Here is a 23,415-nt window from a genome sequence, read left to right on the forward strand (position 1 = left end):
CACCGCCGTCAGGGTCGCTTCAGCGCCGCCATGTCGATCTCGACCCGCTCCGAGAGGCTTTCCAGGCTGTCGTGGAGCAGTTGCAGCATGTAGGACGGGTTGTGGACGTAGGCGCCGGGGTCCTTCGCCGCCACCTGATAGTTGTAGGCCGCCTTGAGAAGCCGCGGCGTCCAGCTCTGGTAGCGGTTGGGGAAGACGGCCTCGTCGGGTCCGATCTCTCCGTCAGCGTCGGTGTCGGCGAAGAAGTAGGGAAAGGTGCCCTTCGCATAGCCGATGGGGGCTTCGGCCACATCCGTCGCATAGAGCTTGATCGCGTCGAGAAGTTGCGCATGCAGGCCCATGATCTCGGAATGGATGCCACCGGCGGCATTGCCGTCGCCGTCGAAATCGGCATGGCGCATGCGGATGGCGCGAATGTCCTCGACGCCGCGATGGCACACGAGGCACGGCTCAAGCTCGACCGTCGTCGCGTGCGGCTCGTGGCAGTCGATGCAGGTGCTCGCGCTCGGCACATGGAAGAAGCGTCCCGCGTAGGAACGTCCGGGATACTGGTACCCGCCACGCACCTGCGAGCCCTGGCTCACCGCCGCCGCGACACCGTAGTGGACGTTGATGAAGCCCAGGGTAGGCGAGACGGTGTCCTCTTCCAGTGCCTCGGTCGCTGCCGCTACCGTATCGGTCGACGCCCGACCCTGGTGGCAGACGTTGCAGGTGGCGGACGCGCCGAGTCCGTCGACCGTCACGCCGGAGGGAAACGTGACGCTGTCGAGCGCATGAGCGGCCTGAGTGTGACAGGAGGCGCAGCCGATCGGCGCATTGATCGCCGCGGGCGCGTCGACGACCCCGGGCGCGCTTCCATCCGCGCCGAGGAAATCGATGAAACCGGGTTGGGAGTGGCAGGCCGCGCACTGCACCGGCACGGCCCCGTCCTTGTTCCAGTACGTGAAGGAGGGGGAATGGTAGTTGCCGTGCGGAGAGGCGAGCCAGGCATCCACCAGGGCGGACAGGGCGTCTTCGGTCTGCGCCGCCGCGGACCCGCCGAGCCAGAACACGGCCAGGATGGCGGCAAGAAACGTGTGGCTGCGCGTCATGAAACGCATGGCTATCCTCCTGTACTGGCTTCGTCTGAAACGATCATTGACGACAATTGATGACCGCTCCATGACCTGTGTCAATGCATCCGCCGGTCATGCATCTAGTTTGGCACCGTTCTACAAGGGACGCCATTTGGATGAACAGAAAGGGGACATTGGCAGCGATGGAGCCGACGTGATGGAAACCCGCCGCATGCCGCGTTTGCCCGGAAGCGCATTGGCTCTCATCTATCTGGCGGTCTGCATGACGCCCGTGGCGCTGGCTGCCACGCGCATCGTCGCGCCGCTCGATGCCTGGGAGGCCGGCGCGGCGGCGCTCGGGCTCGCCGGCCTGACGGCGATGGCTGTCCAGTTCGTGACATCGGGCCGGTTCGGCATCGTTTCGGGCCGGCTCGGCATCGACAAGATCATGGCGTTCCACAAGATCGCCGCTCGCTGGGTTCTGCTCGGTCTTCTGCTCCACCCGTTTCTCTACGTCCTGCCGACATGGCTGGACGATCCGGCCCTCGGCCAGGAGCGCTTCCTCGCCTATCTGACGTCGCCCCACTACCGCTCCGGCGTGGTTGCCATGGGCGCGTTGCTGCTGCTGGTCCTCAGTTCCCTCCTGCGCGACCGGCTGCCATGGCGCTACGAGACATGGCGCGCCAGCCACGTCGTCCTTGGCACGCTGGCCATGGTGGCGGGCCTGCATCACGCCCTGACGACCGGCCGTTTCAGCGCTGCCGGGCTGGTGGAAGGATTCTGGTGGCTGGCTGCGCTCGGCATTGCCGTCGTCCTCGGCATTCTCTACGGCTGGCGCTGGTTCCTGCTGCACCGCAGACCATGGCGGCTGGCTTCGGTTCAGAAGGTCGCCGACCGGATGTGGGAACTCGACATCCAGCCGGCTCCGCACAACCCAGCCTGGCCCTACGAGGCGGGACAGTTCGTCTGGATGACGGTGGGCAGTCGCCGCTTTCCGCTGTTCGACCACCCCTTCTCCATCGCCGACAGCCCCAGCCGCGCCGGGCTCAGCCTGATCATCAAGGAGGCGGGGGATTTCACCCGGACAGTCGGCAGTCTCGAAGCCGGCGTCGCGATCGGCATCGATGGGCCATATGGCGACTTCGTGCTGCCCGGAGACGAGGCGCAGTCGGTGGTGTTGCTGGCCGGCGGCGTCGGCATCGCACCCATCATGGGCCTGTTGCGGGACATGGTCGCGCGGCGCGACCCGCGCCCGGTTCGCCTTGCCTATGCGGTCGGGTCGCCGGCGAACTTCGCCTGCCTGCCGGAGATCGAAGCCGCCGGACGCGTCCTCGACCTGCGCGTCCTGCTCGTCAGCGAGGAGGCCGGGGAGGGCTGGACGGGCCTCGTCGGACGGCTCGACCAGAAGCGGCTCGGCGAACTGCTCGAGGGCCTGGACGCGAAACGGACGGTCGCGCTGATGTGCGGTCCCGGACCCATGGTCACGGCCGTCTCCGACACGCTGCTCGATCTCGGACTGCCGATGGACCATGTCGTCTACGAGCGATTCGACTATGGCGGCGGCGTCAGTTCGCGACAGGACCGTCGGCGGTCGCTCCAGCTGGCGGGCATCGGCGCCGCGCTCGCCGCTGCGGTGGGGCTTTTGGCGCTGTTCATCGGCTGAGCAACACCGCGACCTTTGCGGCAGCCACGCGATGCCCGCCGGTGGCGACAACCGCGTTGCCGGCGGGCGAGGGACGCCTTACTGGGGGAGACGTGAAATTCCGGAGCAGTGCCCACGGGTCGGACGTCATCTGATCGTACCCGGGCGATACAGGTGATTTGCGCATGACCGATATCGTCTTTCGAGAGATCGCCTTTCTTTTGCTGGGCGCAGCCGCGATCGGCATGATCGGCTCGGCCTTGCGCCAACCCGTCATCGTCAGCTTCATCGCTGTCGGCATCCTGGCGGCGGCGACGTTCGACCAGACCCATCAGACGACCGAGCAGATCGAATTCCTCGCCGAACTCGGCGTCGCGGTGCTCCTCTTCCTCGTCGGCCTGAAGCTCGATTGGCGCCTTGTGCGGACGCTCGGCCCCGTGGCGCTGGCCACCGGCTTGGGGCAGGTGCTGTTCACCGCCGTCATCGGCTTTCTGATCGGCCTGGCGCTGGGTCTCGATACGCGCACCAGCCTCTATGTGGCGATCGCTCTCACCTTCTCGTCCACGATCATCATCGTGAAGCTGCTCAGCGACAAGCGCGAACTGGAAACGCTGCATGGGCGCATCGCGCTCGGCTTCCTCATCGTCCAGGACATCGTCGTCGTCCTCGCGATGGTGGTGCTGTCGACGCTGGGCGTCGGCGCCGACGAGGGCCGGCAGGGCCTTGCCGGCATCGCCACCGTCCTCGGATCGCTCGCCGCCACCGGCGTCCTGCTTTTCCTGTTCGTGCGCTACGTCGCCGATCCGCTGGTCGGCCGGTTGGCGCGTTCGCCGGAGCTGCTGGTCATCGCCGCGCTGGGCTGGGCCGCCGCGGCAGCCGCCGTCGGCGATCTCGTCGGTCTCGGCAAGGAACTGGGCGGCCTCGTCGCGGGCGTTTCGCTGGGCTCCACGGCCTATCGAGAGATGATTTCGGCCCGCCTGTCGGCCCTGCGCGACTTCCTGCTCCTGTTCTTCTTCCTCTCGATCGGCGCATCGCTGGATCTGTCGACGCTCGGCCAGGACCTGTCGCGCGCCGTCGTGTTCTCGCTCTTCGTGCTGATCGGAAACCCGCTGATCGTGCTGCTCATCATGGCCTGGATGGGCTATCGCGCCCGCACCGGCTTCCTGGCCGGCCTGACCGTGGCGCAGATCTCGGAATTCTCGCTCATCTTCATGGCCATGGGACTGAGCCTCGGCCACGTGCAGGAATCGGCGATCGGGCTGGTCACACTGGTGGGCCTCGTGACGATCGCGATATCGGTTTACATGATCACCTATTCCGAACAGCTCTACCGGTTCGCCGCGCCGTTCCTGAAGCCCTTCGATTTCGGCTGGCACCGCGAAGCCGCCGACGACGAGTCGCCGCAGGAAAAGGCTGATGCCATCGTCTTCGGGCTCGGACGCTTCGGCGGCCAGATCCTGCGGCGGCTCAATGACGACGGCGTGCCGACGATGGGCGTCGACGTCGATCCCGTAGTTGTCCGCCGCCTTGCCGCCGACGGTTTCCAGGTCCGCAATGGCGATGTGACCGAGCCGGAATTCTGGAGCGAACTGCCGCTGGCGCAAGCGCGCTGGATCGTCATCGCCATGCCGCTCGGCTCCGTTCACCTCACCGAGACGGACCCGGGCGAGAGTTTCCTGACCGCCGTCAGGATGCACGGGTTCAGCGGCCAGATTGCCATGACCGTCCGCAATGCGGAGGAGGCCGACCGGCTCAAGGCGATCGGACGCATCGACCTCGTGCTGCATCCCTTCGACGATGCGGCGCTTCTGGCCGTGCGGCAGATCAGGGACATGGACGAGGAACTCGCCGACAGCGAGGCGATGCCCTGACAGGTCGGTCGTGGCGCGCGCTTCGGCGCGGCCGGCTCCGGTCGCCCAAGCCGCCAGCCTTGTACTCACCTGTTTCCGGGAGAACGGTTCTATCTGCTCCGACATTCCTCTAGTTTGCAGGTCGCGGGGGAATCGCCCCCCTTGACTGCGAGACGGAACGAACGGACGGCACGATGCGCACCCATCCCGAAGCACAGTATCTGGACCTGATCGAGCGCATCCTCGGTACAGGCGACCGCCGCGTCGACCGCACCGGCGTCGGCACGATGTCGGTGTTCGGCGCCATGCTGCGCTTCGACCTGTCGGACGGGACCATCCCGGTGCTGACCACCAAGAAGGTCTACTGGAAGACCGCGATCAAGGAGATGCTGTGGTTCCTCACCGGCGGAACCAACATCCGCCAACTGCTTCAGGAGAACGTTCGAATCTGGACCGACTGGCCGCTTGCCCGCTACCGCCGGGAAACCGGAGAGGCGATCAGCCAGGCGGATTTCGAGGCGCGCGTCCTCGCCGACGAGGCCTTCGCCGCGCGCTGGGGCGAACTCGGGCCGGTGTATGGCAAGCAGTGGCGGCGCTGGCTCGGCGCCGACGGACGCGAGCACGACCAGATCACCGAGGTGATCCGCCTGATCCGGGACAATCCCGGCAGCCGCCGGATGCTGTTTCACGGCTGGAACGTGCCGGAACTGCCGGGCATGGCGTTGCCGCCCTGTCATATGGTCTACCAGTTCCACGTTCATTCGAGCGGCCGGCTGAACATGCTGATGTTTCAGCGCTCGGGCGACGCGCTGCTCGGCCTGCCGTTCAATTTCGTCGGTGCGGCGGCACTGCAGGCCATGGTGGCGCAGCAGACCGGACTGGCGCTGGGAGAGTTCATCTGGATGGGCGGTGACGTGCACCTCTACCTGAACCATCTCGACCAGGCGCGGACACAGGCCGGGCGCGAGCCGAAGCCCTTGCCGAAGCTCACGCTCGGGCGCCGGCCCGAAACCATCGACGGCTACCGGATCGAGGACTTCGAGGTGACCGGCTACGAGAGCCACCCGGCGATCGTCGCCGACGTCGCTGTATGAGACGAGGAACCCGATGAAACGCTTCCTTGCCACTCTCCTGCTGGGCGCGACCGCGACCGCCGCGAACGCCAACGACTCGACGGCGCAGCTCGGTGCGGGCGGGCTCGTGCTGTCGCGCAGCGACGTCATCGAGATGGCGCGCGAGGAGCTGTACCTGTCGAAGGACGCGGTGCGGGTTGACTACGTCTTCCGCAATCGCTCGGACGAGGACGTCGCCGCGATCGTCGCCTTCCCGATGCCCGATATCGAGGCCAGTCCGTATCACAACGTGTCGATCCCTTTCGACGCGCGCGACGACTTCCTCGGCTTCGAAGTCGTGGTGAATGGCGAAGCGGTGGTCCCCCAGCTCGAGCAGCGTGCCTTCGCCGTCGGCATCGACGTCACGGCCGATCTGGCCGGGCAAAGGGTGCCCCTGTTTCCCTATGGCGGGCCGGCCGAGAAGGCGCTCGCCGCGTTGCCGGCCGATATACTCGAGGACTGGCTGGCACGGGGCATCGTGATCATCGAGGAGTTCGATTTCGGCAAGGGCATGCAACGGGTCGTCACGCCGTTCTGGCGGCTGACGTCGACCTACTGGTGGCGCATGACCTTTCCGGCGGGTGCCGATGTCGAGGTCGCTCACCGATACACGCCCAGCGTCGGCTCGACCGTCGGCGTCACCTTCTTTTCGCAGAACCGCCTCGGCGGTGACGCGCTCGACGAATACAGACGGCGCTACTGCATGGACACAGGCTTCGAGAACGCGGTGCTGAAGGCGGCGAAAGCGTCCCCCGACGGCTACCCGCGTCTTTATGAGACGCGGCTGTCCTATGTCCTGACGACCGGCGGCAACTGGGCCTCGGGCACGATCGGCGATTTCCGCCTGACCATCGACAAGGGCGATCCGAAGAACATCGTATCGTTCTGCGGGACCGGCGTCCGGAAAACCGGCCCGACGACCTTCGAGATGCGGGCGACCGACTTTCATCCGGAACGGGATATCGAGGTGTTGATCCTCGAACCGTACCAGGTCGATCCCGGCTCGGGAGGATGAGCATGACCGACATCGTCATTCACGTCGCCATGGCAGAGAACGGTGTGATCGGCCGCGACGGGGACATGCCGTGGACGCTCTCCACCGATCTCAAGCGGTTCAAGGTGCAGACCATGGGCAAGCCCGTCGTGATGGGCCGCAAGACCTTCGCGAGTATCGGCAGGCCCTTGCCCGGGCGGTTGAACATCGTCGTGACCCGCGATCCGGACTGGCGCGCCGAGGGCGTGGAGACGGTTCATTCGCTCGACGATGCGCTGACGCTGGCGCGCGTCCGCAGCCGCTGCATGCCGGCGGCCGACGCGATCTGCATCATCGGGGGTGGCGAGATCTACGCGCAGGCGATCGACCGGGCAGACCGCCTCGAGGTCACCCACGTTCTGGCTGCGATCGACGGCGACACCCGCTTTCCGGCAATCGACCCCGCCAGGTGGCGCGTGGTGAGTTCAGCAGATCATCCAGCCGGCGAACGGGACAGCCATGCGACCCGGCATGTCGTGTACGAACGGGCGGGAACGTCTGCCGGTTGAACACGTTTTGAAGAGTTTCGCTTCGTTTCCGTCTTTTTCCGCGACATGGCATCGCAATTCGCCGCATTCACGGCCTATGTCGCGTTGAAAGGCAGGGATCGTATCCCTATAACACGGCCATCGGTTCCGCCCTCTCCATGGGGGCGGCGCCCACCAATTGAGAGGACATTCATGCCCTGGAGCAATCAAAGCGGAGGCGGCGGCCCTTGGGGCGGCGGCGGTGGCAACGGCGGAGGCGGCGGACCCTGGGGGCAGGGACCTCGCGGTCCGAGCGGCCCGAAGGGAACCCCTCCGGATCTCGAGGACATCATCCGTCGCGGCCAGGACCGGCTGAAGAACGCACTGCCGGGTGGCGGTGGCTTCTCGCCGGCGATCGTCGGCCTCGTGGCCGTCGGCCTGGTCGCGCTCTGGGCATTCCAGTCGGTGTACACGGTGCAGCCGGACGAACTGGCGGTCGAGTTGCGCTTCGGAAAGCCGAAGGACGAGCTCTCCCAGCCGGGCCTGCATTTCCACTGGTGGCCGGTCGAGACGGTCGAAAAGGCCAACACCGCCGAGAAGCTGGTCAACATCGGCGAAGTGCGGGGCAGCGGCTCTTCCGGCCTGATGCTGTCCGGCGACCAGAACATCGTCGACGTGAAGTTTTCGGTCGCCTATCAGGTCTCCGATCCGGCAGCCTATCTGTTCAACGTGGCAAGCCCGGACGACACCGTTCGTCAGGTCGCCGAGAGCGCCGTGCGCGAGGTTGTCGGCCGGCGTCCAGCGCAGGACATCTTCCGCGACGATCGCCAGGGCATTTCCGACGAAGTGCGACAGATCATCCAGGGATCGCTGGACGATTACAGCGTCGGGATCGCGGTGAACGCGATTTCGATCGAGGACGCGGCGCCGCCGCGCGAAGTGGCCGATGCGTTCGACGAAGTGCAGCGCGCCGAGCAGGACGAAGACCGTTTCGTCGAGGAATCCAACCAGTATTCCAACCAGCAGCTCGGTCGGGCGCGCGGTGAAGCCGCCCAGATCCGCGAAGACGCGGCCGCCTATCGGACCCGCGTCGTCCAGGAAGCCGAGGGTGAGGCGCAGCGCTTCATCTCCGTCTACGACGAATACGCCAAGGCTCCCGACGTGACGCGCCGCCGTCTGTTCCTCGAGACGATGGAACAGGTGCTCAAGGGCTCGAACAAGGTGATCATCGAGCAGGGTAGCGGAACGGGCGTCGTACCGTATCTGCCGCTTCCCGAACTAGAGCGCCGTGCGACGACCACCGGAGGGACGAACTGATGTCGAACAGGCTTCCCATCATCGCCGCCATCGTCGCGGTCATCGCCATCATCGCCTATTCGTCCTTCTTCGTGGTCAACGAGCGCCAGCAGGCCATCGTGCTGCGCTTCGGCGAGATCGTCGACGTCAAGTCGGAGCCGGGCATCTACTTCAAGCTGCCGTTCGGCTTCGTCGAGGCGGACAATGTCCAGTTGATCGAAGACCGCATCATGCGCTTCGATCTCGATGACATCCGCGTTCAGGTCTCGGGCGGCAAGTTCTACGAGGTCGATGCCTTCGTCCTCTACCGGATCAACAATCCGCGCATCTTCCGCCAGACGGTTTCGGGCTCGGTCCAGCTCGCCGAACAGCGGCTGCGCACCCGTCTCGATGCAGCCCTGCGCCGCGTCTACGGTCTGCGCGGCTTCGAATCGGCGCTGTCGGAGGAACGCTCGTCGATGATGCGTGAGGTTCGCGACCAGCTTCGCCCCGACGCGACGTCGCTTGGCCTGGAAATCCAGGACGTGCGTATTCGCCGGACGGACCTGACGCAGGAGGTCTCGCAGCAGACCTACGACCGCATGAAGGCCGAGCGTCTGGCCGAAGCCGAGCGCCTCAGGGCGCGCGGTCGCGAGGCGGCGCAGCGCATCCGCGCCCGTGCCGACCGCGAGGTGGTGGAGATCATCGCCGAAGCGCGTCGCGAATCGGAGATCCTGCGAGGCGAGGGCGAAGGTCAGCGGAACGCCATTTTCGCCGACGCCTTCCAGCGCGATCCGGACTTCTTCGACTTCTACCGCTCGATGTCGGCCTACACGGAGTCCCTGCAGGGCAGCGGCACCTCGATGGTGTTGTCGCCGAACTCGGAGTTCTTCCGCTTCTTCGGCAACGACGCCGGGCGGATGACGGCGCCTGCCAACGGGGCTGCTCCCGGCGGAGGGCAGGCCGGAACGGCCTCGCCCGCGGGCAATCCGCTGCCGGCTTCCGGTCCGCTCGCGCCAGCGTCCGAGCCGGCGGCTCCGGCCGCCGACTGACATGCGCGACTTTCTCGGCGCCCTCGGTCTCGTCTTCGTGATCGAGGGCCTCATCTACGGAGGCTTTCCCTCGCTCGCGAGGAAGCTTGCATCGAACGTGCTGGAGATGTCCGACAACACCTTGCGATACGGCGGTCTTGCCGCCGTAGCGATCGGCGTCGGCATCGTCTGGCTGGCCCGAGGATAACGCAGGAGTTATCCGATTTGCGCTATCCTCGACCGCAAACTGGCCCTAATTCTCGCTGACGAATGAGCGGGCGCGACACCGTCGCGCCCGCTCATTCGCGACGGACGCGGACAATCGCGGCGCGACAATGAAATTTCCAATCGGGAGAACGTCACGATGATGCACATGCGGTTCCTGCCGGCGATGCGTCGCTTCGCCCTTGCCGCAACCGCCGCCGCCATGCTCGCGCAGCCAGCCGCGCCGGCTTTCGCGCAGCAGCGCGGCCCGGCGTCGGTGGCCGATCTCGCGGAAGGTCTGCTGGAGGCGGTCGTCAACATCTCGACATCCCAGAACCGGGGCGCAGGCGGGTCGGACGCGGTGCCCATGCCGCGGCTTCCGGAAGGCTCTCCGTTCCAGGACTTCTTCGAGGAGTTCTTCCGGGATCGCGGCGGCAACAACCAGCCGCGCCGTGTCCAGTCGCTCGGATCCGGCTTCGTCATCGATGCCGAGCAAGGCATCATCATCACCAACAACCACGTGATCGCGGACGCCGACGAGATCGAGGCGAACTTTTCCGACGGCTCCAAGCTCAAGGCGGAGCTGGTCGGCCGCGACACCAAGACCGATATCGCGGTATTGAAGGTCGACCCGACGCTGAAACAGCTGAAGGCCGTTCAGTTCGGCGATTCGAACGCCATCCGCATCGGCGACTGGGTAATGGCGATCGGCAACCCGTTCGGCCTCGGTGGCACGGTCACCGTCGGCATCGTTTCGGCTCGCAACCGCGACATCAATTCCGGTCCCTATGACGACTTCATCCAGACGGACGCGGCCATCAACCGCGGCAATTCCGGCGGTCCCCTGTTCGACATGGACGGCAACGTGATCGGCATCAACACCGCAATCATCTCGCCATCGGGTGGATCGATCGGAATCGGGTTCTCGATCCCGTCGGAACTCGCCGTGAACGTCATCACCCAGCTGCGCGAGTTCGGCGAGACGCGGCGCGGCTGGCTCGGCGTGCGTATCCAGCCGGTCACCGACGACATCGCGGAGAGCCTCGGCATGGCGAGGGCCGAAGGCGCGCTGGTCGCCGGCGTGACCAAGGGCGGGCCCGTCGACAACGGCGTCCTCGAGCCTGGCGACGTGATCCTTCGCTTCGACGGGCGTCCGGTGCGCGAGATGCGCGACCTGCCTCGTATCGTCGCCGACAGCCCGGTCGGCAAGGAGGTCGACGTCGTGATCGTTCGCAGGGGCGAGGAGCAGGTCGTCAAGGTGACCCTGGGTCGCCTGGAGGACGGCGAGGAAATGGCCGAGGGCGGCGCAGGCGAGGGCGAGGAGGGCGGCGCGGTCGCCACCGCGTCCGTGCTCGGCATGACCATCGGCGAACTCGACGATGCTGCCCGCGCGCAGTTCGGCATCCTCCCCGAAGTCTCCGGCGTGGTGATTTCCGAAGTCACGCCCGGCTCCGCGGCGGCCGACAAGGGCATCGCCGCCGGGGAAGTCATCACCGAGATCGCCCAGGAATCGGTCTCCTCGCCGCAGCAGGTCATCGACCGGATCGCCGCGCTGAGAGAGCAGGGAAGGCGCAATGCACTCCTGATGCTGTCCTCGAAGACCGGCGAACTGCGCTTCGTGACGCTTCGTATGGATTGACGCGAAAAGAGACGCTTTCGAACCGGACGCCGCCTCCCGAGGGCGGCGTCTGCGTTTCAGGCGCCTTGCTGCCAGTCGGCCTGGTTCAAGCGGTAGAGCACGTGCGGCTTGAGGCTCGGCGACGCCACGCGCGGATGGTCGAAATCGCCCGACGGGTCGTGCCGCATCCCGATCCGCTCCATCACGGCGATCGATCGGACATTGTTCCAGACCGCGAAGGAGACCACCTCGTCGAGACCGAGCGTCCGGAAGGCGAAGCCGAGCCAGGCGCGGGCCCCTTCCGCGGCGTACCCCTTGCGCCAATACTCTGGCGCGAGCCGCCAGCCGATTTCCACCGCATCGTCTGGAAGGATGCCGTCGAGCGCGGCCGGATTGAGACCGACAAAACCGATCGTCTCGCCGGTTTGTGCGATCTCGGCGGCGCACAAGCCGAAGCCTCGGCTGGCGATGTCGATGCTCAGGCGATCCATCATCGCGTCCGATCCGGCCCGGGTGCGCCGAAATCCGAAGAACTTCATCACCTCGTCATCCGAATTGATCCGATGGAAGAGCGCGCGGTCGCGATCTTCCCAGTTCCGCAGCACGAGCCTTTCGGTCCGGATTGGCGTCATTCCGCGAAATCGACGCTGGAGTAGCCCTGGAGATAGAGCAGAGCCGTCAGGTCTCCGTGATCGATGCGGAACCGCGCCTGGGCTGCAACCGCCGGTTTGGCGTGTAGGGCAACGCCCATGCCGGCGAGGCCGATCATGGCAAGGTCGTTGGCGCCGTCGCCGACGGCGAGTGCATCCGCTGGCGTGACGCCCAGGCGCACGGCCATCGCCTCGAGGGCCTCCGCCTTCGCTTCGCGCCCGAGCACCGGATCGCTGACCGTCCCCGCAAGATGTCCGCCTTCGACCAGCAGCGTGTTGGACTGGTGCTCGTCGAAACCGAGCCGTTCGGCGACGGGGCCCGTGAACAGCGTGAAGCCGCCCGAGACGAGCGCCGTCCACGCGCCATGCTTGCGCATCGTCGCGACCAGTTGCCGCCCGCCCGACGCCAGCGTGATGCGCTCGTCGATGACCCTGTCGATGACGGCGAGCGACAGGCCTTTCAGAAGCGCGACCCGCTCGCGAAGCGCGGGTTCGAAGGCGATCTCCCCGTTCATGGCCCGCCGGGTGATGGCGGACACGTGATCCTTGAGGCCGACCTCGGCGGCGAGCTCGTCGATGCACTCCTGGTCGATCATGGTCGAATCCATGTCGGCGATCAGGATCTTCTTGCGTCGTCCCGCAACCGGATGCACGGCCAGGTCGAGCGGCCGGCCCGAGAGAGCGTCGCGTAGCGCTTCTTCCGCCACGACCGCGTCCAGGCCGTCCGGAAGCATGATGTCGCAGGCGATCCCCTCCGCCAGCCAGATCGGCGCCCTTGCGCCCAGGGCGCGGCACGCGGTATCGGCGACGTCCGGCGTGAGATCGGCCGCGGCCGGACGGGAGATGAGCGTGGCGACGAGCGACATCGAGACAATTTCCCCGGGAAGCGGCTTCGAGCCGGTGAAGGACGCGGTCCTGATAGCGGGACCGACCGCAAGCGGCAAGTCGGCGCTGGCCCTGGCCATTGCAATTCAGACGGGTGCCGAGGTCATCAATACCGATTCCATGCAGGTCTACGACGTGCTGCGGGTTCTGACGGCACGACCGTCGCCAGCCGAGGAAGCCCAGCGCCCGCACCATCTCTACGGCCACGTGCCGCCGTCGGCTGGCTATTCCACTGGCCAGTGGCTGCGCGACATCGCCCATCTTCTGGCCAATTCGGAAGGTAGCGGCCGGCGTTTCGTGTTCGTCGGCGGCACGGGGCTCTATTTTCGTGCCCTGACGGGCGGCCTGTCAGCCATGCCGCCGGTGCCGACCGAAATGCGCGAACGCTGGCGGGCAAGACTGTCCGACGAGGGAAGCACGGCCTTGCACGCCCTGCTTGCGGAAAAGGATCCGGAAGCGGCTAGCCGGATCGGGTCCGCAGACGGCCAGCGAATCGTCCGCGCGCTCGAGGTTCTGGAGGCCACCGGTGAACCGATCGGCCATTGGCAGAAAAAGCGCGGCCCCTCGCTCGTCGATCCGGCAACGGCGCGTCGGCTCGTCATCGCGCCGGACCGATCGCTGTTGCGGGCGCGCATCGACACCCGCTTCGACGGGATGGTCGGCGCGGGCGCGATCGACGAAGTGAAGGCGCTTGTGAGGCTCGGGCTCGACCCGGCGCTGCCGTGCATGAAGGCGATCGGCGTTCCCGAGCTTGCAAGCTACCTCCGGGGGGAACTGGCGCTGGACGACGCCCTGGAGCAGGCCAAGGCCGCGACGCGGCAATATGCGAAGCGGCAGGAAACCTGGTTTCGCCACCAGCTCGGACCAGATTGGCGAAGGATCGACGCTGCCGACCGTATAGATCCGTCCGTCTTCGGATAGTCCGAACGAAGCGTGCTAAAAATCTCGCGCTCAGGTTGCGATCGTTAACGGCATTGTAATCGTGGTCGTGCAATGGCTTCCGCGGTCTCGCTGTCTGGATCTCATGCGCCTTCATCGATCGGAATCGGCATTCTTCCTGTTCATGACGCTGATCCTCGTGAACTGCGTGCTGATGCTGTTCGCCTACCGCTCGATCAACGACCCCCAGATCGACAATGCTACCGCGCACGCCGTCGCGACCCAGATGCTGTTCGTCGCCGCCATCCTCAATGCTGCGGCCATCCTGTTCGGGCTTTTGTTCATCTACCCGCTGGTGCGCGGCCAGGCCCGCGAAGAGGGCAAACTGCGCGCCATGACCGAAACGCTGAGCGCACGCTCGCTCACGCTCGAGCAGGCTGCGCTGACCGACTCGCTGACGGGCATGCAGAACCGGCGCTATTTCGATGACGCGCTGCGCGAGTATCTGGGCGAGTTCCGGCACATCAGGAAACCGGTCGGGCTCATGATCCTCGACCTCGACAATTTCAAGATGGTCAACGACACCCATGGCCACGATGTCGGCGACCTGGTGCTGAAAGCCGTGGCGAATTGTCTGCGCGAGTTCACGCGGTATCACGACGTCGCGGCGCGGCTGGGGGGCGAGGAGTTCGCCGTCGTCGCGCCAAATCTGGACGATCGAATGTTGACGAAGCTCGCCGAACGGATCCGGACGGCGATCGCCCAGCTTGCCGTGACGAACGGCAACGTCACCTTGCGGGTGACCGCGAGCGTGGGCCTTGCGGTGTCGAATTTCGACGAGACCGCGGACGAGTTCTTCAGGCGCGCCGATCGCAAGCTTTACCAGGCCAAGCGTCAGGGGCGTAACCGCGTCTGCGCCTGAGCGGGGGCGCCGCCGAACGAAACGCCCGCACCGCGGCGCCCAAGCGCCGGTCCGCCCTCAACGAGCGGAGAAGGCTGAAGTCCCGATCGAAGGACGACGGTCAAGCCGATGTTTCGAATCGAACTTCCTTGCCGACAACCAGCCGTCCCGGGCTCGAACGGCTTCAGTCGCCCGGCCGGAACGGCGCGTCGCCGAACCGCCGCAGACGGCGCGGTTCATCCTGCGTGGCAGGCGACCCGAAGGCCGGTGGATAGGACGTCGCCGCGAGCCCGGCCAGGGCCGCCGGCGTGTTGCCAGAGGTCGCGTCACGCGCGGCCTCTGCCACCGGACGCTTGAGAAGCGGACTGCCCTCGCCGAAAAACGATGCTTCCGCCTCCGTTTCGGCTTCGACCTGCGGCTGGCGCTCGGTGCGGCGCATGCGGTTGATGATGGCGTGCAGGTCGACTTCTTCCGGCGTGGCGATGTCACCGAGCGTCGTGTCGGCGTGGGCGCCGGGGATCTTGTCGGCCGACATTTCCTCGAACTTCAGCCGCATCGGCGTGGCGACCGCCTCGCCGAACGCGATGGCTTCACGCTGGCCCATGGAGGACAGGAAGGTGAGGGTGGAGGCCGAAGAGTCGGCGATGGCCGTACGGATGATCTCCTGGTCGCGGTCATTGGCCAGCCGCATGGCAAAGACGCTCGAGCACTGCGACAGGATGGTCGGGTCGAGTTCACCCGGTCGCTGGGTCACGACGCCGAGATAGCAGCCATATTTGCGACCTTCCTTGGCGATGCGCGCGAGCGCATGGCGTGTCGGAGCGAAGCCGAGCCGGGTGTCGGATGGCATGTAGCGGTGCGCTTCCTCGCAGACGACGAGGAGCTTCAGCTTGCCCTGGCTGCTCTGGGCGAGATCGAAGGCCAGGCGGGCCAGCACCGAGCAGACGGAATTCACCACCTCGGACGACATGCCCGCAAGCTGGAAGCAGGTAATGGGCCGTCCCTCGTGCGGAACGCGGAAGATCTTGCCGATCGATCTGTGGATCGTGTCCTCCACCATGTGGCTGCCGAACAGGAAGCGATAGGAGGCGTCGTGGACGATGCTTTCGATCCGGCCCTTGAGCGACTTCAGCGCCGGCCGCTCGAGCTTGGCTTCGAGGCTGCCCATGCGCTCCTCGATCAGGCGCAGCACGTCCGACATTCGGTAGGGAAGGGGTGTGTCGGCGGTGATCGAGCCCATGTCGGACGAGCGCCGAAGCCGAAGCTGGCCGCCGGGATTGCGGTAGGACACCTTCGCGATCGGTATCAGGTCGCGCAGGATGTCGATCTCCTCGACGACGTCGTCGCGTCCGCGGAAGAGCACCTCGGTGAGCTCCTCCAGCCGGAACAGCCAGAAGGGAAGGTCGAGCGACTGCTGGTCGATCAGCGCGGCACGGTCCTTGAAGGCGGCCGCGAATTCATTGTGCGGATCGAGGATCAGGATGCGCAGGTCCGGTCGCTCCTCGATCGCCTTGTGCAGCAGCAGCGAAACGGCCGTCGACTTGCCGACACCGGTCGTGCCGACGATGGCGAAATGGCGATTGAGCATGGCATCGACGCTGATGCGCGCATCGATGTTGGCGTTCTGCGACAGGCTGCCGATGACCACCGACTTGCGACCGGCGAGCTGGTAGACCGCTTCGAGGTCGCGGGCGCGGATCTGGTGCGCGATGGCGCCGATGTTGGGATAGACGGTGATGCCGCGATCGAAGATCGGGCGCCGTGTGCCTTCCTCGTCGCGGACCTCGCCGATCAGTTCGAGATGCACCTTGATCGGATTGGGCTCCTCTTCGTCCCACACGCCGGACGGCATCTCGATCGAGCAGACCATGCCGACGAGGCGCGTCTGGCCGGTGGAGACCGAGATGAGCTTGCCGATGTTCCAGAGATTGGTCGGTGCGCCCTCGGCCGCGTCCGCGTAGGAGGCGATGACCGCCATCGCGCCATCGCACTGGATGACGCGGCCAAGCATCCGCGCGTCGGGCTGCCTTGGGTCGCGGCGTTCCTGCGCCGTCGCTTCCCCGCGGGCTGCTTCTTCGGCAAACATGATCGACCGGATTCCCTGTCCTGCTGTTTTTTCTTGTCGTTTGGGAAAGGACTTAGCAGCGCCGAGTTAAGGGCGGGTTCGGGGCATTGGTTCACGCGGGGTTAATGCGCGACGGTGTTTTGGCGGTCCTGCGGATTGACGATTGACAGCACGCGCGCAATAGCCCTAGTGTTCGCCCCATGAAGAAGATGATCATTCTCGTAGTAGGCGCGCGCATGGGCAAGGCGGTGTAACCGCCGGGCGAAATTCCCCCATGCGCGACGAACAGGCTCCCTCGGGGGCCTTTTTTATTGGCCGGACATGACCAAACGAAGCTTCGACGCCGCAACGGCGCACAATACGGGACGATATCGATGAACAAGGCAAACGTGGAAACCGGGCGGCGCGAAATGACCGGCGCCGAGATGGTCGTGCAGGCGCTGATCGACAATGGCGTCGAGCACATCTTCGGCTATCCCGGCGGCGCGGTCCTGCCCATCTACGACGAACTCTTCCAGCAGGAGCAGGTCCAGCACATCCTCGTGCGCCACGAGCAGGGCGCCGGTCATGCGGCCGAAGGCTATGCCCGTTCCACCGGCAAGGCCGGCGTGATGCTGGTCACCTCCGGCCCCGGCGCCACCAATGCGGTGACGCCGCTGCAGGACGCGCTGATGGATTCCATCCCGCTCGTCTGCATCACCGGCCAGGTGCCGACCTCCCTGATCGGCTCCGACGCCTTCCAGGAATGCGACACGGTCGGCATCACGCGGCCCTGCACCAAGCACAATTGGCTGGTGAAGGACGTCAACGAGCTGGCTGGCATCCTGCACGAGGCCTTCCAGGTGGCGACCACCGGCCGCCCGGGACCCGTCGTCGTCGACATTCCCAAGGACGTTCAGTTCTCCAAGGGCATGTACACGCCGCCGCAGACCGCACCGCGCTCCTCCTACCGGCCGAAGCTCCAGGGCGACCTCGAGCAGATCCGCGCGGCTGTGGAACTGATGGCGTCGGCGAAACGACCGGTCATCTATTCGGGCGGCGGCGTGATCAACTCCGGACCGGAAGCCAGCCACCTGCTGCGCGAATTGGTCGAACTGACCGGCTTTCCCATCACCTCGACGCTGATGGGGCTCGGCGCCTATCCGGCCAGCGGCCCGCGCTGGCTGGGCATGCTCGGCATGCACGGCACCTACGAGGCCAACATGGTCATGCACGATTGCGACGTGATGGTCTGCATCGGCGCACGCTTCGACGACCGCATCACCGGGCGGCTGAACGCCTTCTCGCCGAACTCCAAGAAAATCCACATCGACATCGACCCGTCATCGATCAACAAGAACGTCCGCACGGACGTGCCGATCATCGGCGACGTCGGCCGCGTGCTGGAGGACATGGTGCGGCTATGGCGCGCCGGCGCCAAGGCGGACAAGGCGGCGCTGCGCCCCTGGTGGGAGCAGATCGAGCGCTGGCGCGCCCGCGATTCGCTGGCCTACAAGCCCAACGACGACGTCATCATGCCGCAATATGCGATCCAGCGGCTCTACGAGCTGACCAAGGACCGCGACACCTACATCACCACCGAGGTGGGCCAGCACCAGATGTGGGCCGCCCAGCACTACGGATTCGAGAAGCCGAACCGCTGGATGACGTCGGGCGGGCTGGGTACGATGGGCTACGGCCTGCCGGCGGCGCTGGGCGTGCAGATCGCGCATCCCGATGCGCTGGTCATCGACATCGCCGGCGACGCCTCGGTGCAGATGACCATCCAGGAGATGTCCTGCGCGGTGCAGTACGAAGCGCCTATCAAGATCTTCATCCTCAACAACCAGTACATGGGCATGGTGCGGCAGTGGCAGCAGCTTTTGCACGGCAACCGGCTGTCGCACTCCTACACGGAGGCGATGCCGGACTTCGTCAAGCTCGCCGAGGCCTATGGCGGGCACGGCATCCGCTGCGAGAAGCCGGGCGAGCTCGACGACGCGATCCGGGAGATGATCGACGTGAGGAAGCCGGTGATCTTCGACTGCCGCGTCGCCAATCTCGCCAACTGCTTCCCGATGATTCCGTCCGGCAAGGCGCACAACGAGATGCTGTTGCCCGACGAGGCCACCGACGAGGCCGTCGCCAACGCCATCGACGCCAAGGGTCGGATGCTGGTCTGAGTTGATGTCGGAGACCTATCCCATCAACGTCATGCAGGATCGGTGTTCCGGGGACTATTCCGGAGGACGATGGCCTGCGATGGCTTGCGCCACCGATCCTGTGGACGATGGCAGAACACGAATAGAACTTGGTCTGAATGCACCCGGTGGGCCGGCGGGTTCGGACGTCGACGCGGGAAAGTTCTGGAACGATGCTCCCGCATGGATCGCCGTCGGCGGCACGCCTGATGAAGCGCTTGATAATCTAAGGAAATCGCAGACATGAACGCCCAGCTCCAGCCCACCGGCTCCGCCTACTTCATCGAACGGGAAACCGCCAAGCCGGAGGCGCACACGCTTTCGGTGCTGGTCGACAACGAGCCGGGCGTGCTCGCCCGCGTCATCGGCCTGTTTTCCGGTCGCGGCTACAATATCGACAGCCTGACGGTCTCGGAGACCGAGCACGAGAAGCACCTGTCGCGCATCACCATCGTGACGCGCGGCACGCCGCAGGTGATGGAGCAGATCAAGCACCAGCTGGAGCGCATCGTGCCGGTGCACCGCGTCGTCGACATGACGGTGGTGGCGCGCGAGCGCGGGCACGACCGTCCGCTGGAGCGCGAACTGGCGCTGGTGAAGGTCGCCGGCACCGGCGACCACCGGGTCGAGGCGCTGAGGCTCGCTGACGCTTTTCGCGCCAGCGTCATCGACGCCAACACCGAGCACTTCATCTTCGAGATCACCGGCCGCGTGTCGAAAATCGAGCAGTTCATCGCCATCATGAAGCCGCTCGGGCTGATCGAGGTCTGCCGCACCGGCGTCGCCGCGCTCAATCGCGGTCCCGAGGGAATGTGAGGCCAGAGTGCCGGGCCGACGGATCGGAGCGTGCCCGCTACCTGGAACATCGTCCGCCGCCCCGGGGATGAGGACAGACCGGCGGGCGGGATTTCATCCGGGGCGTCCAACCGGCACCGGAAGGCTGTGCTGCGGGGTGTTTTTGGGTTGACCGTTGGAACCGGCCTCCCTATGTTCCGCCGCACTTCGGGAGCGCTTTGGGCCTTCGGGAGCGCGTAGCTCAGCCGGTAGAGCAACTGACTTTTAATCAGTAGGTCCTGGGTTCGAGCCCCAGCGCGCTCACCAGTTCGAAAAAAATCGGCTCCGGACAGGCTTCCACACACCACGATCCCCCGATGGCGGCGAACAATGCCGGGCGGGTGCGCCGGCGGGCGACGATGCCCGCGCATCCTTTCGTCGACGGCGGCGGGATGAAGCGATCATGCAGCCGCGGCTGGATCACGCCTTGGTCGCGCCGGGACAATATGCCCACGCAAGGGTGATTGGCTCGCGCCCCGGTCGGGGTCTATAGGCGCGGATCGACGGACTGCGAACCGGACGAGGCGAGGCGATGGCGATCGATGTCGGCTATGTGAGCGCGGTGGGGGCAGGGGCGATCTCCTTTCTCTCGCCCTGCGTCCTGCCGCTGGTGCCGCCCTATCTCTGTTACATGGCCGGCGTCTCGGTCGATGACTTTCGCGGCGAGGGCGCTAAATCCGAGGACAGAACGACGCGCTACGCCCTGGTCGGCGCCTCGGTGGCCTTCGTACTGGGTTTCTCGACCGTCTTCGTGGCGCTCGGCGCGGGGGCCTCGACCATCGGGGGCCTGCTGCGCGCCTGGCAGCAGGAACTGGCCGTCGTCGCCGGCCTGCTGATCATCCTGATGGGGCTGAACTTCCTCGGCGTGATCCGCATCCCCTTCCTGTCGCGGGAAGCGCGCTTCCAGTCCGGCGGCAAGCCCGCCAGCGGGGTGGCGGCCTACTTCATGGGACTGGCCTTCGCCTTTGGCTGGACGCCCTGCATCGGCCCGGTGCTGGGGCCGATCCTGACGCTGGCCGGCGGGCGCGACACGGTGGGCGAGGGCGCGGCCCTGCTTGCCGCCTATTCGCTGGGGCTCGGCATTCCCTTCCTGGCGGCAGCGTTGTTTTCCGGCGCCTTCATGCGGTTCCTGTCGCGCTTTCGAGTTCATCTCGGGCGGGTGGAGAAGGTGATGGGCGTGTTTCTCGTGCTGGCCGGCATCCTGTTCTTGACGGGGGGCATCCAGACGGCGTCCTTCTGGCTGCTCGAGAACTTCCCGATCCTCGGAACACTGGGCTGATCGTCATCGACGTCGCGGCAGCCAGGTGGCGGGCAGCGTGGCCAGGATAACCCCTCCGGTCACCAGCACGATTCCGAGGGCATGGTGGGTGTGGAAACTCTCGCCAAGGAACAGCACCGCCAGCCCCACGCCAAAGGGCGGCATCAGATACATGAACACGCCCGCCACCGGCGCGCCGAGCCGGCGGACGCCGAACTGGAAGCCGAGGAAGGCCGCCAGCGAAGCAAAGACCACGATGCCGGCGATCCCGCTCCAGGCACTGGCCGTCACCGGCATGGGAGCGCCGGCGAAAAACTCCCAGGCCGCGAACGGCGCCAGCAGCAGGGCGCCAGCCGCTGCGATCAGCGGCAGCAGCGCCAGATTGGCGACGCCGGTGACGCGCGGCGAACGCAGCATCAGCGAATAGACCGCCCAGGCGATGGCCGCCCCCACGAAGAGCAGATCTCCCTCGTTGAAATCTAGCGACAGCAGGGCCGAAAGCTCGCCGCGCAGCACGATGAACGCAATGCCGGTCAGCGCCAGAACCGATCCGGCGGCGGGACGCAGGCCGATTCGCCTGCGGTTGACGACCGCATCGATGAGGATGATGAACACCGGCGAGGTGGTGTAGATCAGCGTGCCGTTGGTGGCCGTCGTGCGCTGGAGCGCGATGTAGACCAGTGCGCCGCAGAACCACATGCCGAGGAAACCGAGAAGCATGAGGAAGGGCCCGTTCTGAAGCACCAGCCGGCGCGCGGCGGCGCGGTCGGCCAGCACGCAGGGCGAAAGTGCCAGCGCCACCGCGCCCCAACGCAAAAAGGCCAGCGTGAAGGGTGCGACCTCGCCGATGACGCCGCGCCCGAAGATCAGGTTGGTGGAAAAGAACAAGGGCGTCAGCACCATCACGACGATGGCGGCGGTCTGGCGTCCCGAATGGCTGGTCAAGGGCGGTGCTCCTCGCCGGTGCGGCGATTGGATTGGCAAGGCAGCGGTGATAGAGACGTTCCCGGTTTGGAACAATGGGTCGGTCAGAAACGAGGGCCGATCCGGGACAACGCGCCGGTTTCGGCATGAGGACGTCACGCATCATGAGCGCACGCAGCTGTCTTTCCGTCATCCTGGCCGCTGGCGAGGGCACCCGCATGAAGAGCGCGTTGCCGAAGGTGCTGCACGCGGTCGCGGGGCTGCCGCTCGTCTGCCATGTGATCGATGCGGCGGCCGCCGCCGGCAGCAGCGCGCTCGCGGTGGTGGTCGGCCATGGCGCCGACGAGGTGCGCAAGGCGGTGCAGGCGCGCGCGCCGGGCGCCGACGTCTATCTGCAGGCGCAGCGACTCGGCACCGCGCATGCGGTGCTGGCGGCGCGCGAGGCGCTGGCGCGCGGCCATGACGACGTGCTGGTGATGTTCGGCGACACGCCGCTGATCGAGTCGCAAGCGCTCGCAAGCGCGCGCGAAAAGCTCGCGGAAGGTGCAGCTGTCGCGGTGATCGGCTTCCGGACGGACCATCCGAGCGGCTACGGCCGGCTGATCGAGAAGGACGGCGCGCTGGTTGCCATCCGGGAGGAGCGCGAGTGCTCAAACGAGGAGCGGCGGATCACCTTCTGCAATGGCGGGCTGATGGCGATTGCGGGCGAACATGCGCTTTCGCTGCTCGACGCGGTCGGCAACGACAATGCCAAGGGCGAGTACTACCTGACCGACATCGTCGAGATCGCCCGCGGTCGCGGGCTGCCCGTGGTGGCGACCGAAGCGCCGTTCGAAAACGTTCTCGGCATCAACAACCGCGCCGAACTGGCCGAGGCGGAGGCGATCTGGCAGGCCCGCCGCCGCCGCGCCACGATGCTGTCGGGCGTGACGCTGATGGCGCCGGAGACGGTGCATTTCAGCCATGACACCGTGATCGGCGCCGATACGATCGTCGAGCCGAACGTCGTCTTCGGGCCCAAGGTGGCGGTGGCCGGAAATGCCCGCATCCGCGCGTTTTCGCATCTGGAAGGCGCGACGGTGGGCGAGGCTTGCGAAGTCGGTCCCTTCGCGCGGCTGCGGCCCGGCGCGCGTCTTGCCGAAAAGGCCAAGGTCGGCAATTTCTGCGAGGTCAAGGAGGCCGATATCCAGGCCGGCGCCAAGATCAACCATCTGACCTACATCGGCGACGCGACCGTGGGCGCCGACGCCAACATCGGCGCGGGCACCATCACCTGCAACTACAACGGCTATACCAAGGACCGCACCGAGATCGGCGCGGGCGCCTTCATCGGCTCCAATTCCTCGCTGGTCGCGCCGGTCAGGGTCGGCGAGCGCGCCTATGTGGCCTCGGGCAGCGTCGTCACGGCCGACGTGCCGGACGATGCGCTTGCCTTCGGCCGTGCCCGCCAGGAGGTCAAGCCCGGCCGTGCGCCGATCCTGCGCGGCCTCTACAAGGCTGAGAAGGAGCGCCGGCAGGCGGAAAAGGACAGGTCCTGACATAAGGCCGCCGA

At 66.2% G+C, this 23,415-nt stretch carries 20 protein-coding genes and 1 tRNA gene; 16 read left to right on the top strand and 5 right to left on the bottom strand.

Annotated features, from left to right (window positions below):
- Positions 1 to 8: 8 nt before the first annotated feature.
- Positions 9 to 1,100, bottom strand: a complete 1,092-nt coding sequence (locus EJC49_RS10775; RefSeq protein WP_245453352.1) for a polyheme membrane-associated cytochrome C — start codon at positions 1,098 to 1,100, stop codon at positions 9 to 11.
- 187 nt (positions 1,101 to 1,287) lie between these two features.
- On the opposite strand from EJC49_RS10775, the gene EJC49_RS10780 reads away from it, so the two are divergent.
- The 9 genes from EJC49_RS10780 to EJC49_RS10820 all read left to right on the top strand — a co-directional run bounded on the left by EJC49_RS10780 (position 1,288) and on the right by EJC49_RS10820 (position 11,308).
- A complete protein-coding gene (locus EJC49_RS10780) occupies positions 1,288 to 2,718 on the top strand; it encodes a ferredoxin reductase family protein (RefSeq protein ID WP_245453353.1) in 1,431 nt (476 codons plus the stop codon).
- Between the two features lie 164 nt (positions 2,719 to 2,882).
- Positions 2,883 to 4,568: a cation:proton antiporter gene (locus EJC49_RS10785; protein WP_126699932.1), complete on the top strand. Its 1,686-nt coding sequence runs from the start codon at positions 2,883 to 2,885 to the stop codon at positions 4,566 to 4,568.
- A 173-nt stretch (positions 4,569 to 4,741) separates the two neighbouring features.
- Complete coding sequence (thyA, locus tag EJC49_RS10790; RefSeq protein WP_126699933.1) at positions 4,742 to 5,641, top strand: thymidylate synthase; 900 nt, start codon at positions 4,742 to 4,744, stop codon at positions 5,639 to 5,641.
- Positions 5,642 to 5,654: 13 nt separating this feature from the next.
- Positions 5,655 to 6,674, top strand: a complete 1,020-nt coding sequence (locus EJC49_RS10795) for a DUF4424 domain-containing protein (RefSeq protein ID WP_126699934.1) — start codon at positions 5,655 to 5,657, stop codon at positions 6,672 to 6,674.
- Positions 6,675 to 6,676: 2 nt separating this feature from the next.
- Entirely contained in the window at positions 6,677 to 7,201 is a 525-nt protein-coding gene (locus EJC49_RS10800; RefSeq protein ID WP_126699935.1) for a dihydrofolate reductase, read from the top strand.
- Between the two features lie 171 nt (positions 7,202 to 7,372).
- Positions 7,373 to 8,476 carry an FtsH protease activity modulator HflK gene (gene hflK, locus EJC49_RS10805; protein WP_126699936.1) on the top strand — a complete coding sequence of 368 codons (1,104 nt, stop codon included), beginning with the start codon at positions 7,373 to 7,375 and terminating at the stop codon, positions 8,474 to 8,476.
- Positions 8,476 to 9,486 (top strand): protease modulator HflC, encoded by a 1,011-nt coding sequence (gene hflC, locus EJC49_RS10810; RefSeq protein WP_126699937.1) that lies wholly within the window; start codon positions 8,476 to 8,478, stop codon positions 9,484 to 9,486. Before hflK ends, hflC begins: the two co-directional genes overlap by 1 nt.
- A 1-nt stretch (position 9,487) precedes the next feature.
- Entirely contained in the window at positions 9,488 to 9,673 is a 186-nt protein-coding gene (locus EJC49_RS10815) for a DUF2065 domain-containing protein (protein WP_126699938.1), read from the top strand.
- A gap of 156 nt (positions 9,674 to 9,829) precedes the next feature.
- The gene (locus EJC49_RS10820; protein ID WP_245453354.1) at positions 9,830 to 11,308 is read left to right on the top strand and encodes a DegQ family serine endoprotease; all 1,479 of its coding nucleotides are present in this window, start codon (positions 9,830 to 9,832) and stop codon (positions 11,306 to 11,308) included.
- A 56-nt stretch (positions 11,309 to 11,364) separates the two neighbouring features.
- Here EJC49_RS10820 and EJC49_RS10825 read toward each other — a convergent pair whose 3' ends face one another.
- Together EJC49_RS10825 and serB are read right to left on the bottom strand one after the other, a co-directional pair.
- Positions 11,365 to 11,919, bottom strand: coding sequence for a GNAT family N-acetyltransferase (locus tag EJC49_RS10825; RefSeq protein WP_126699939.1), 555 nt, complete (start codon positions 11,917 to 11,919; stop codon positions 11,365 to 11,367).
- On the bottom strand, positions 11,916 to 12,803 hold the full coding sequence (gene serB, locus EJC49_RS10830; protein ID WP_126699940.1) for a phosphoserine phosphatase SerB: 888 nt from the start codon (positions 12,801 to 12,803) through the stop codon (positions 11,916 to 11,918). The genes EJC49_RS10825 and serB overlap by 4 nt, the downstream gene beginning before the upstream one ends.
- On the opposite strand from serB, the gene miaA reads away from it, so the two are divergent.
- Together miaA and EJC49_RS10840 are read left to right on the top strand one after the other, a co-directional pair.
- Positions 12,781 to 13,743 carry a tRNA (adenosine(37)-N6)-dimethylallyltransferase MiaA gene (gene miaA, locus EJC49_RS10835; RefSeq protein ID WP_126699941.1) on the top strand — a complete coding sequence of 321 codons (963 nt, stop codon included), beginning with the start codon at positions 12,781 to 12,783 and terminating at the stop codon, positions 13,741 to 13,743. The genes serB and miaA overlap by 23 nt on opposite strands.
- Positions 13,744 to 13,846: 103 nt before the next feature.
- Positions 13,847 to 14,623 (top strand): GGDEF domain-containing protein, encoded by a 777-nt coding sequence (locus EJC49_RS10840; RefSeq protein WP_126699942.1) that lies wholly within the window; start codon positions 13,847 to 13,849, stop codon positions 14,621 to 14,623.
- Between the two features lie 163 nt (positions 14,624 to 14,786).
- On the opposite strand, the gene EJC49_RS10845 is transcribed toward EJC49_RS10840, so the two are convergent.
- Positions 14,787 to 16,688 carry an ATP-binding protein gene (locus tag EJC49_RS10845; RefSeq protein ID WP_126699943.1) on the bottom strand — a complete coding sequence of 634 codons (1,902 nt, stop codon included), beginning with the start codon at positions 16,686 to 16,688 and terminating at the stop codon, positions 14,787 to 14,789.
- A gap of 353 nt (positions 16,689 to 17,041) precedes the next feature.
- Between EJC49_RS10845 and EJC49_RS10850 the strand changes: the two genes are divergently transcribed.
- The 4 genes from EJC49_RS10850 to EJC49_RS10870 all read left to right on the top strand — a co-directional run bounded on the left by EJC49_RS10850 (position 17,042) and on the right by EJC49_RS10870 (position 20,960).
- A complete protein-coding gene (locus EJC49_RS10850; protein ID WP_126699944.1) occupies positions 17,042 to 18,829 on the top strand; it encodes an acetolactate synthase 3 large subunit in 1,788 nt (595 codons plus the stop codon).
- A 261-nt stretch (positions 18,830 to 19,090) separates the two neighbouring features.
- On the top strand, positions 19,091 to 19,663 hold the full coding sequence (gene ilvN / locus EJC49_RS10860; protein ID WP_126699946.1) for an acetolactate synthase small subunit: 573 nt from the start codon (positions 19,091 to 19,093) through the stop codon (positions 19,661 to 19,663).
- 209 nt (positions 19,664 to 19,872) lie between these two features.
- Positions 19,873 to 19,948: transfer RNA gene (locus EJC49_RS10865), tRNA-Lys, on the top strand.
- A gap of 265 nt (positions 19,949 to 20,213) precedes the next feature.
- Positions 20,214 to 20,960: a cytochrome c biogenesis CcdA family protein gene (locus EJC49_RS10870; RefSeq protein ID WP_126699947.1), complete on the top strand. Its 747-nt coding sequence runs from the start codon at positions 20,214 to 20,216 to the stop codon at positions 20,958 to 20,960.
- A 3-nt stretch (positions 20,961 to 20,963) separates the two neighbouring features.
- On the opposite strand, the gene EJC49_RS10875 is transcribed toward EJC49_RS10870, so the two are convergent.
- A complete protein-coding gene (locus tag EJC49_RS10875) occupies positions 20,964 to 21,884 on the bottom strand; it encodes a DMT family transporter (RefSeq protein ID WP_245453355.1) in 921 nt (306 codons plus the stop codon).
- A 143-nt stretch (positions 21,885 to 22,027) separates the two neighbouring features.
- Between EJC49_RS10875 and glmU the strand changes: the two genes are divergently transcribed.
- Positions 22,028 to 23,401, top strand: a complete 1,374-nt coding sequence (gene glmU, locus EJC49_RS10880; RefSeq protein ID WP_126699948.1) for a bifunctional UDP-N-acetylglucosamine diphosphorylase/glucosamine-1-phosphate N-acetyltransferase GlmU — start codon at positions 22,028 to 22,030, stop codon at positions 23,399 to 23,401.
- Positions 23,402 to 23,415: the final 14 nt, after the last annotated feature.

This window comes from Aquibium carbonis, from assembly GCF_003970795.1.
GTDB lineage: Bacteria > Pseudomonadota > Alphaproteobacteria > Rhizobiales > Rhizobiaceae > Aquibium > Aquibium carbonis.

What these genes read in the sequence shown, in the direction of transcription:
- hflC (WP_126699937.1), top strand. Translation starts at nt 8,476, where the DNA reads ATGTCGAACAGGCTTCCCATCATCGCCGCCATCGTCGCGGTCATCGCC.
- EJC49_RS10850 (WP_126699944.1), top strand. Translation starts at nt 17,042, where the DNA reads ATGAACAAGGCAAACGTGGAAACCGGGCGGCGCGAAATGACCGGCGCC.
- EJC49_RS10785 (WP_126699932.1), top strand. Translation starts at nt 2,883, where the DNA reads ATGACCGATATCGTCTTTCGAGAGATCGCCTTTCTTTTGCTGGGCGCA.
- EJC49_RS10775 (WP_245453352.1), bottom strand. Translation starts at nt 1,100, where the DNA reads ATGCGTTTCATGACGCGCAGCCACACGTTTCTTGCCGCCATCCTGGCC.
- thyA (WP_126699933.1), top strand. Translation starts at nt 4,742, where the DNA reads ATGCGCACCCATCCCGAAGCACAGTATCTGGACCTGATCGAGCGCATC.
- ilvN (WP_126699946.1), top strand. Translation starts at nt 19,091, where the DNA reads ATGAACGCCCAGCTCCAGCCCACCGGCTCCGCCTACTTCATCGAACGG.
- EJC49_RS10820 (WP_245453354.1), top strand. Translation starts at nt 9,830, where the DNA reads ATGATGCACATGCGGTTCCTGCCGGCGATGCGTCGCTTCGCCCTTGCC.
- miaA (WP_126699941.1), top strand. Translation starts at nt 12,781, where the DNA reads ATGAGCGTGGCGACGAGCGACATCGAGACAATTTCCCCGGGAAGCGGC.
- EJC49_RS10800 (WP_126699935.1), top strand. Translation starts at nt 6,677, where the DNA reads ATGACCGACATCGTCATTCACGTCGCCATGGCAGAGAACGGTGTGATC.
- EJC49_RS10780 (WP_245453353.1), top strand. Translation starts at nt 1,288, where the DNA reads ATGCCGCGTTTGCCCGGAAGCGCATTGGCTCTCATCTATCTGGCGGTC.
- EJC49_RS10795 (WP_126699934.1), top strand. Translation starts at nt 5,655, where the DNA reads ATGAAACGCTTCCTTGCCACTCTCCTGCTGGGCGCGACCGCGACCGCC.
- EJC49_RS10815 (WP_126699938.1), top strand. Translation starts at nt 9,488, where the DNA reads ATGCGCGACTTTCTCGGCGCCCTCGGTCTCGTCTTCGTGATCGAGGGC.
- glmU (WP_126699948.1), top strand. Translation starts at nt 22,028, where the DNA reads ATGAGCGCACGCAGCTGTCTTTCCGTCATCCTGGCCGCTGGCGAGGGC.
- hflK (WP_126699936.1), top strand. Translation starts at nt 7,373, where the DNA reads ATGCCCTGGAGCAATCAAAGCGGAGGCGGCGGCCCTTGGGGCGGCGGC.
- serB (WP_126699940.1), bottom strand. Translation starts at nt 12,803, where the DNA reads ATGTCGCTCGTCGCCACGCTCATCTCCCGTCCGGCCGCGGCCGATCTC.
- EJC49_RS10845 (WP_126699943.1), bottom strand. Translation starts at nt 16,688, where the DNA reads ATGTTTGCCGAAGAAGCAGCCCGCGGGGAAGCGACGGCGCAGGAACGC.
- EJC49_RS10870 (WP_126699947.1), top strand. Translation starts at nt 20,214, where the DNA reads ATGGCGATCGATGTCGGCTATGTGAGCGCGGTGGGGGCAGGGGCGATC.
- EJC49_RS10840 (WP_126699942.1), top strand. Translation starts at nt 13,847, where the DNA reads ATGCGCCTTCATCGATCGGAATCGGCATTCTTCCTGTTCATGACGCTG.
- EJC49_RS10825 (WP_126699939.1), bottom strand. Translation starts at nt 11,919, where the DNA reads ATGACGCCAATCCGGACCGAAAGGCTCGTGCTGCGGAACTGGGAAGAT.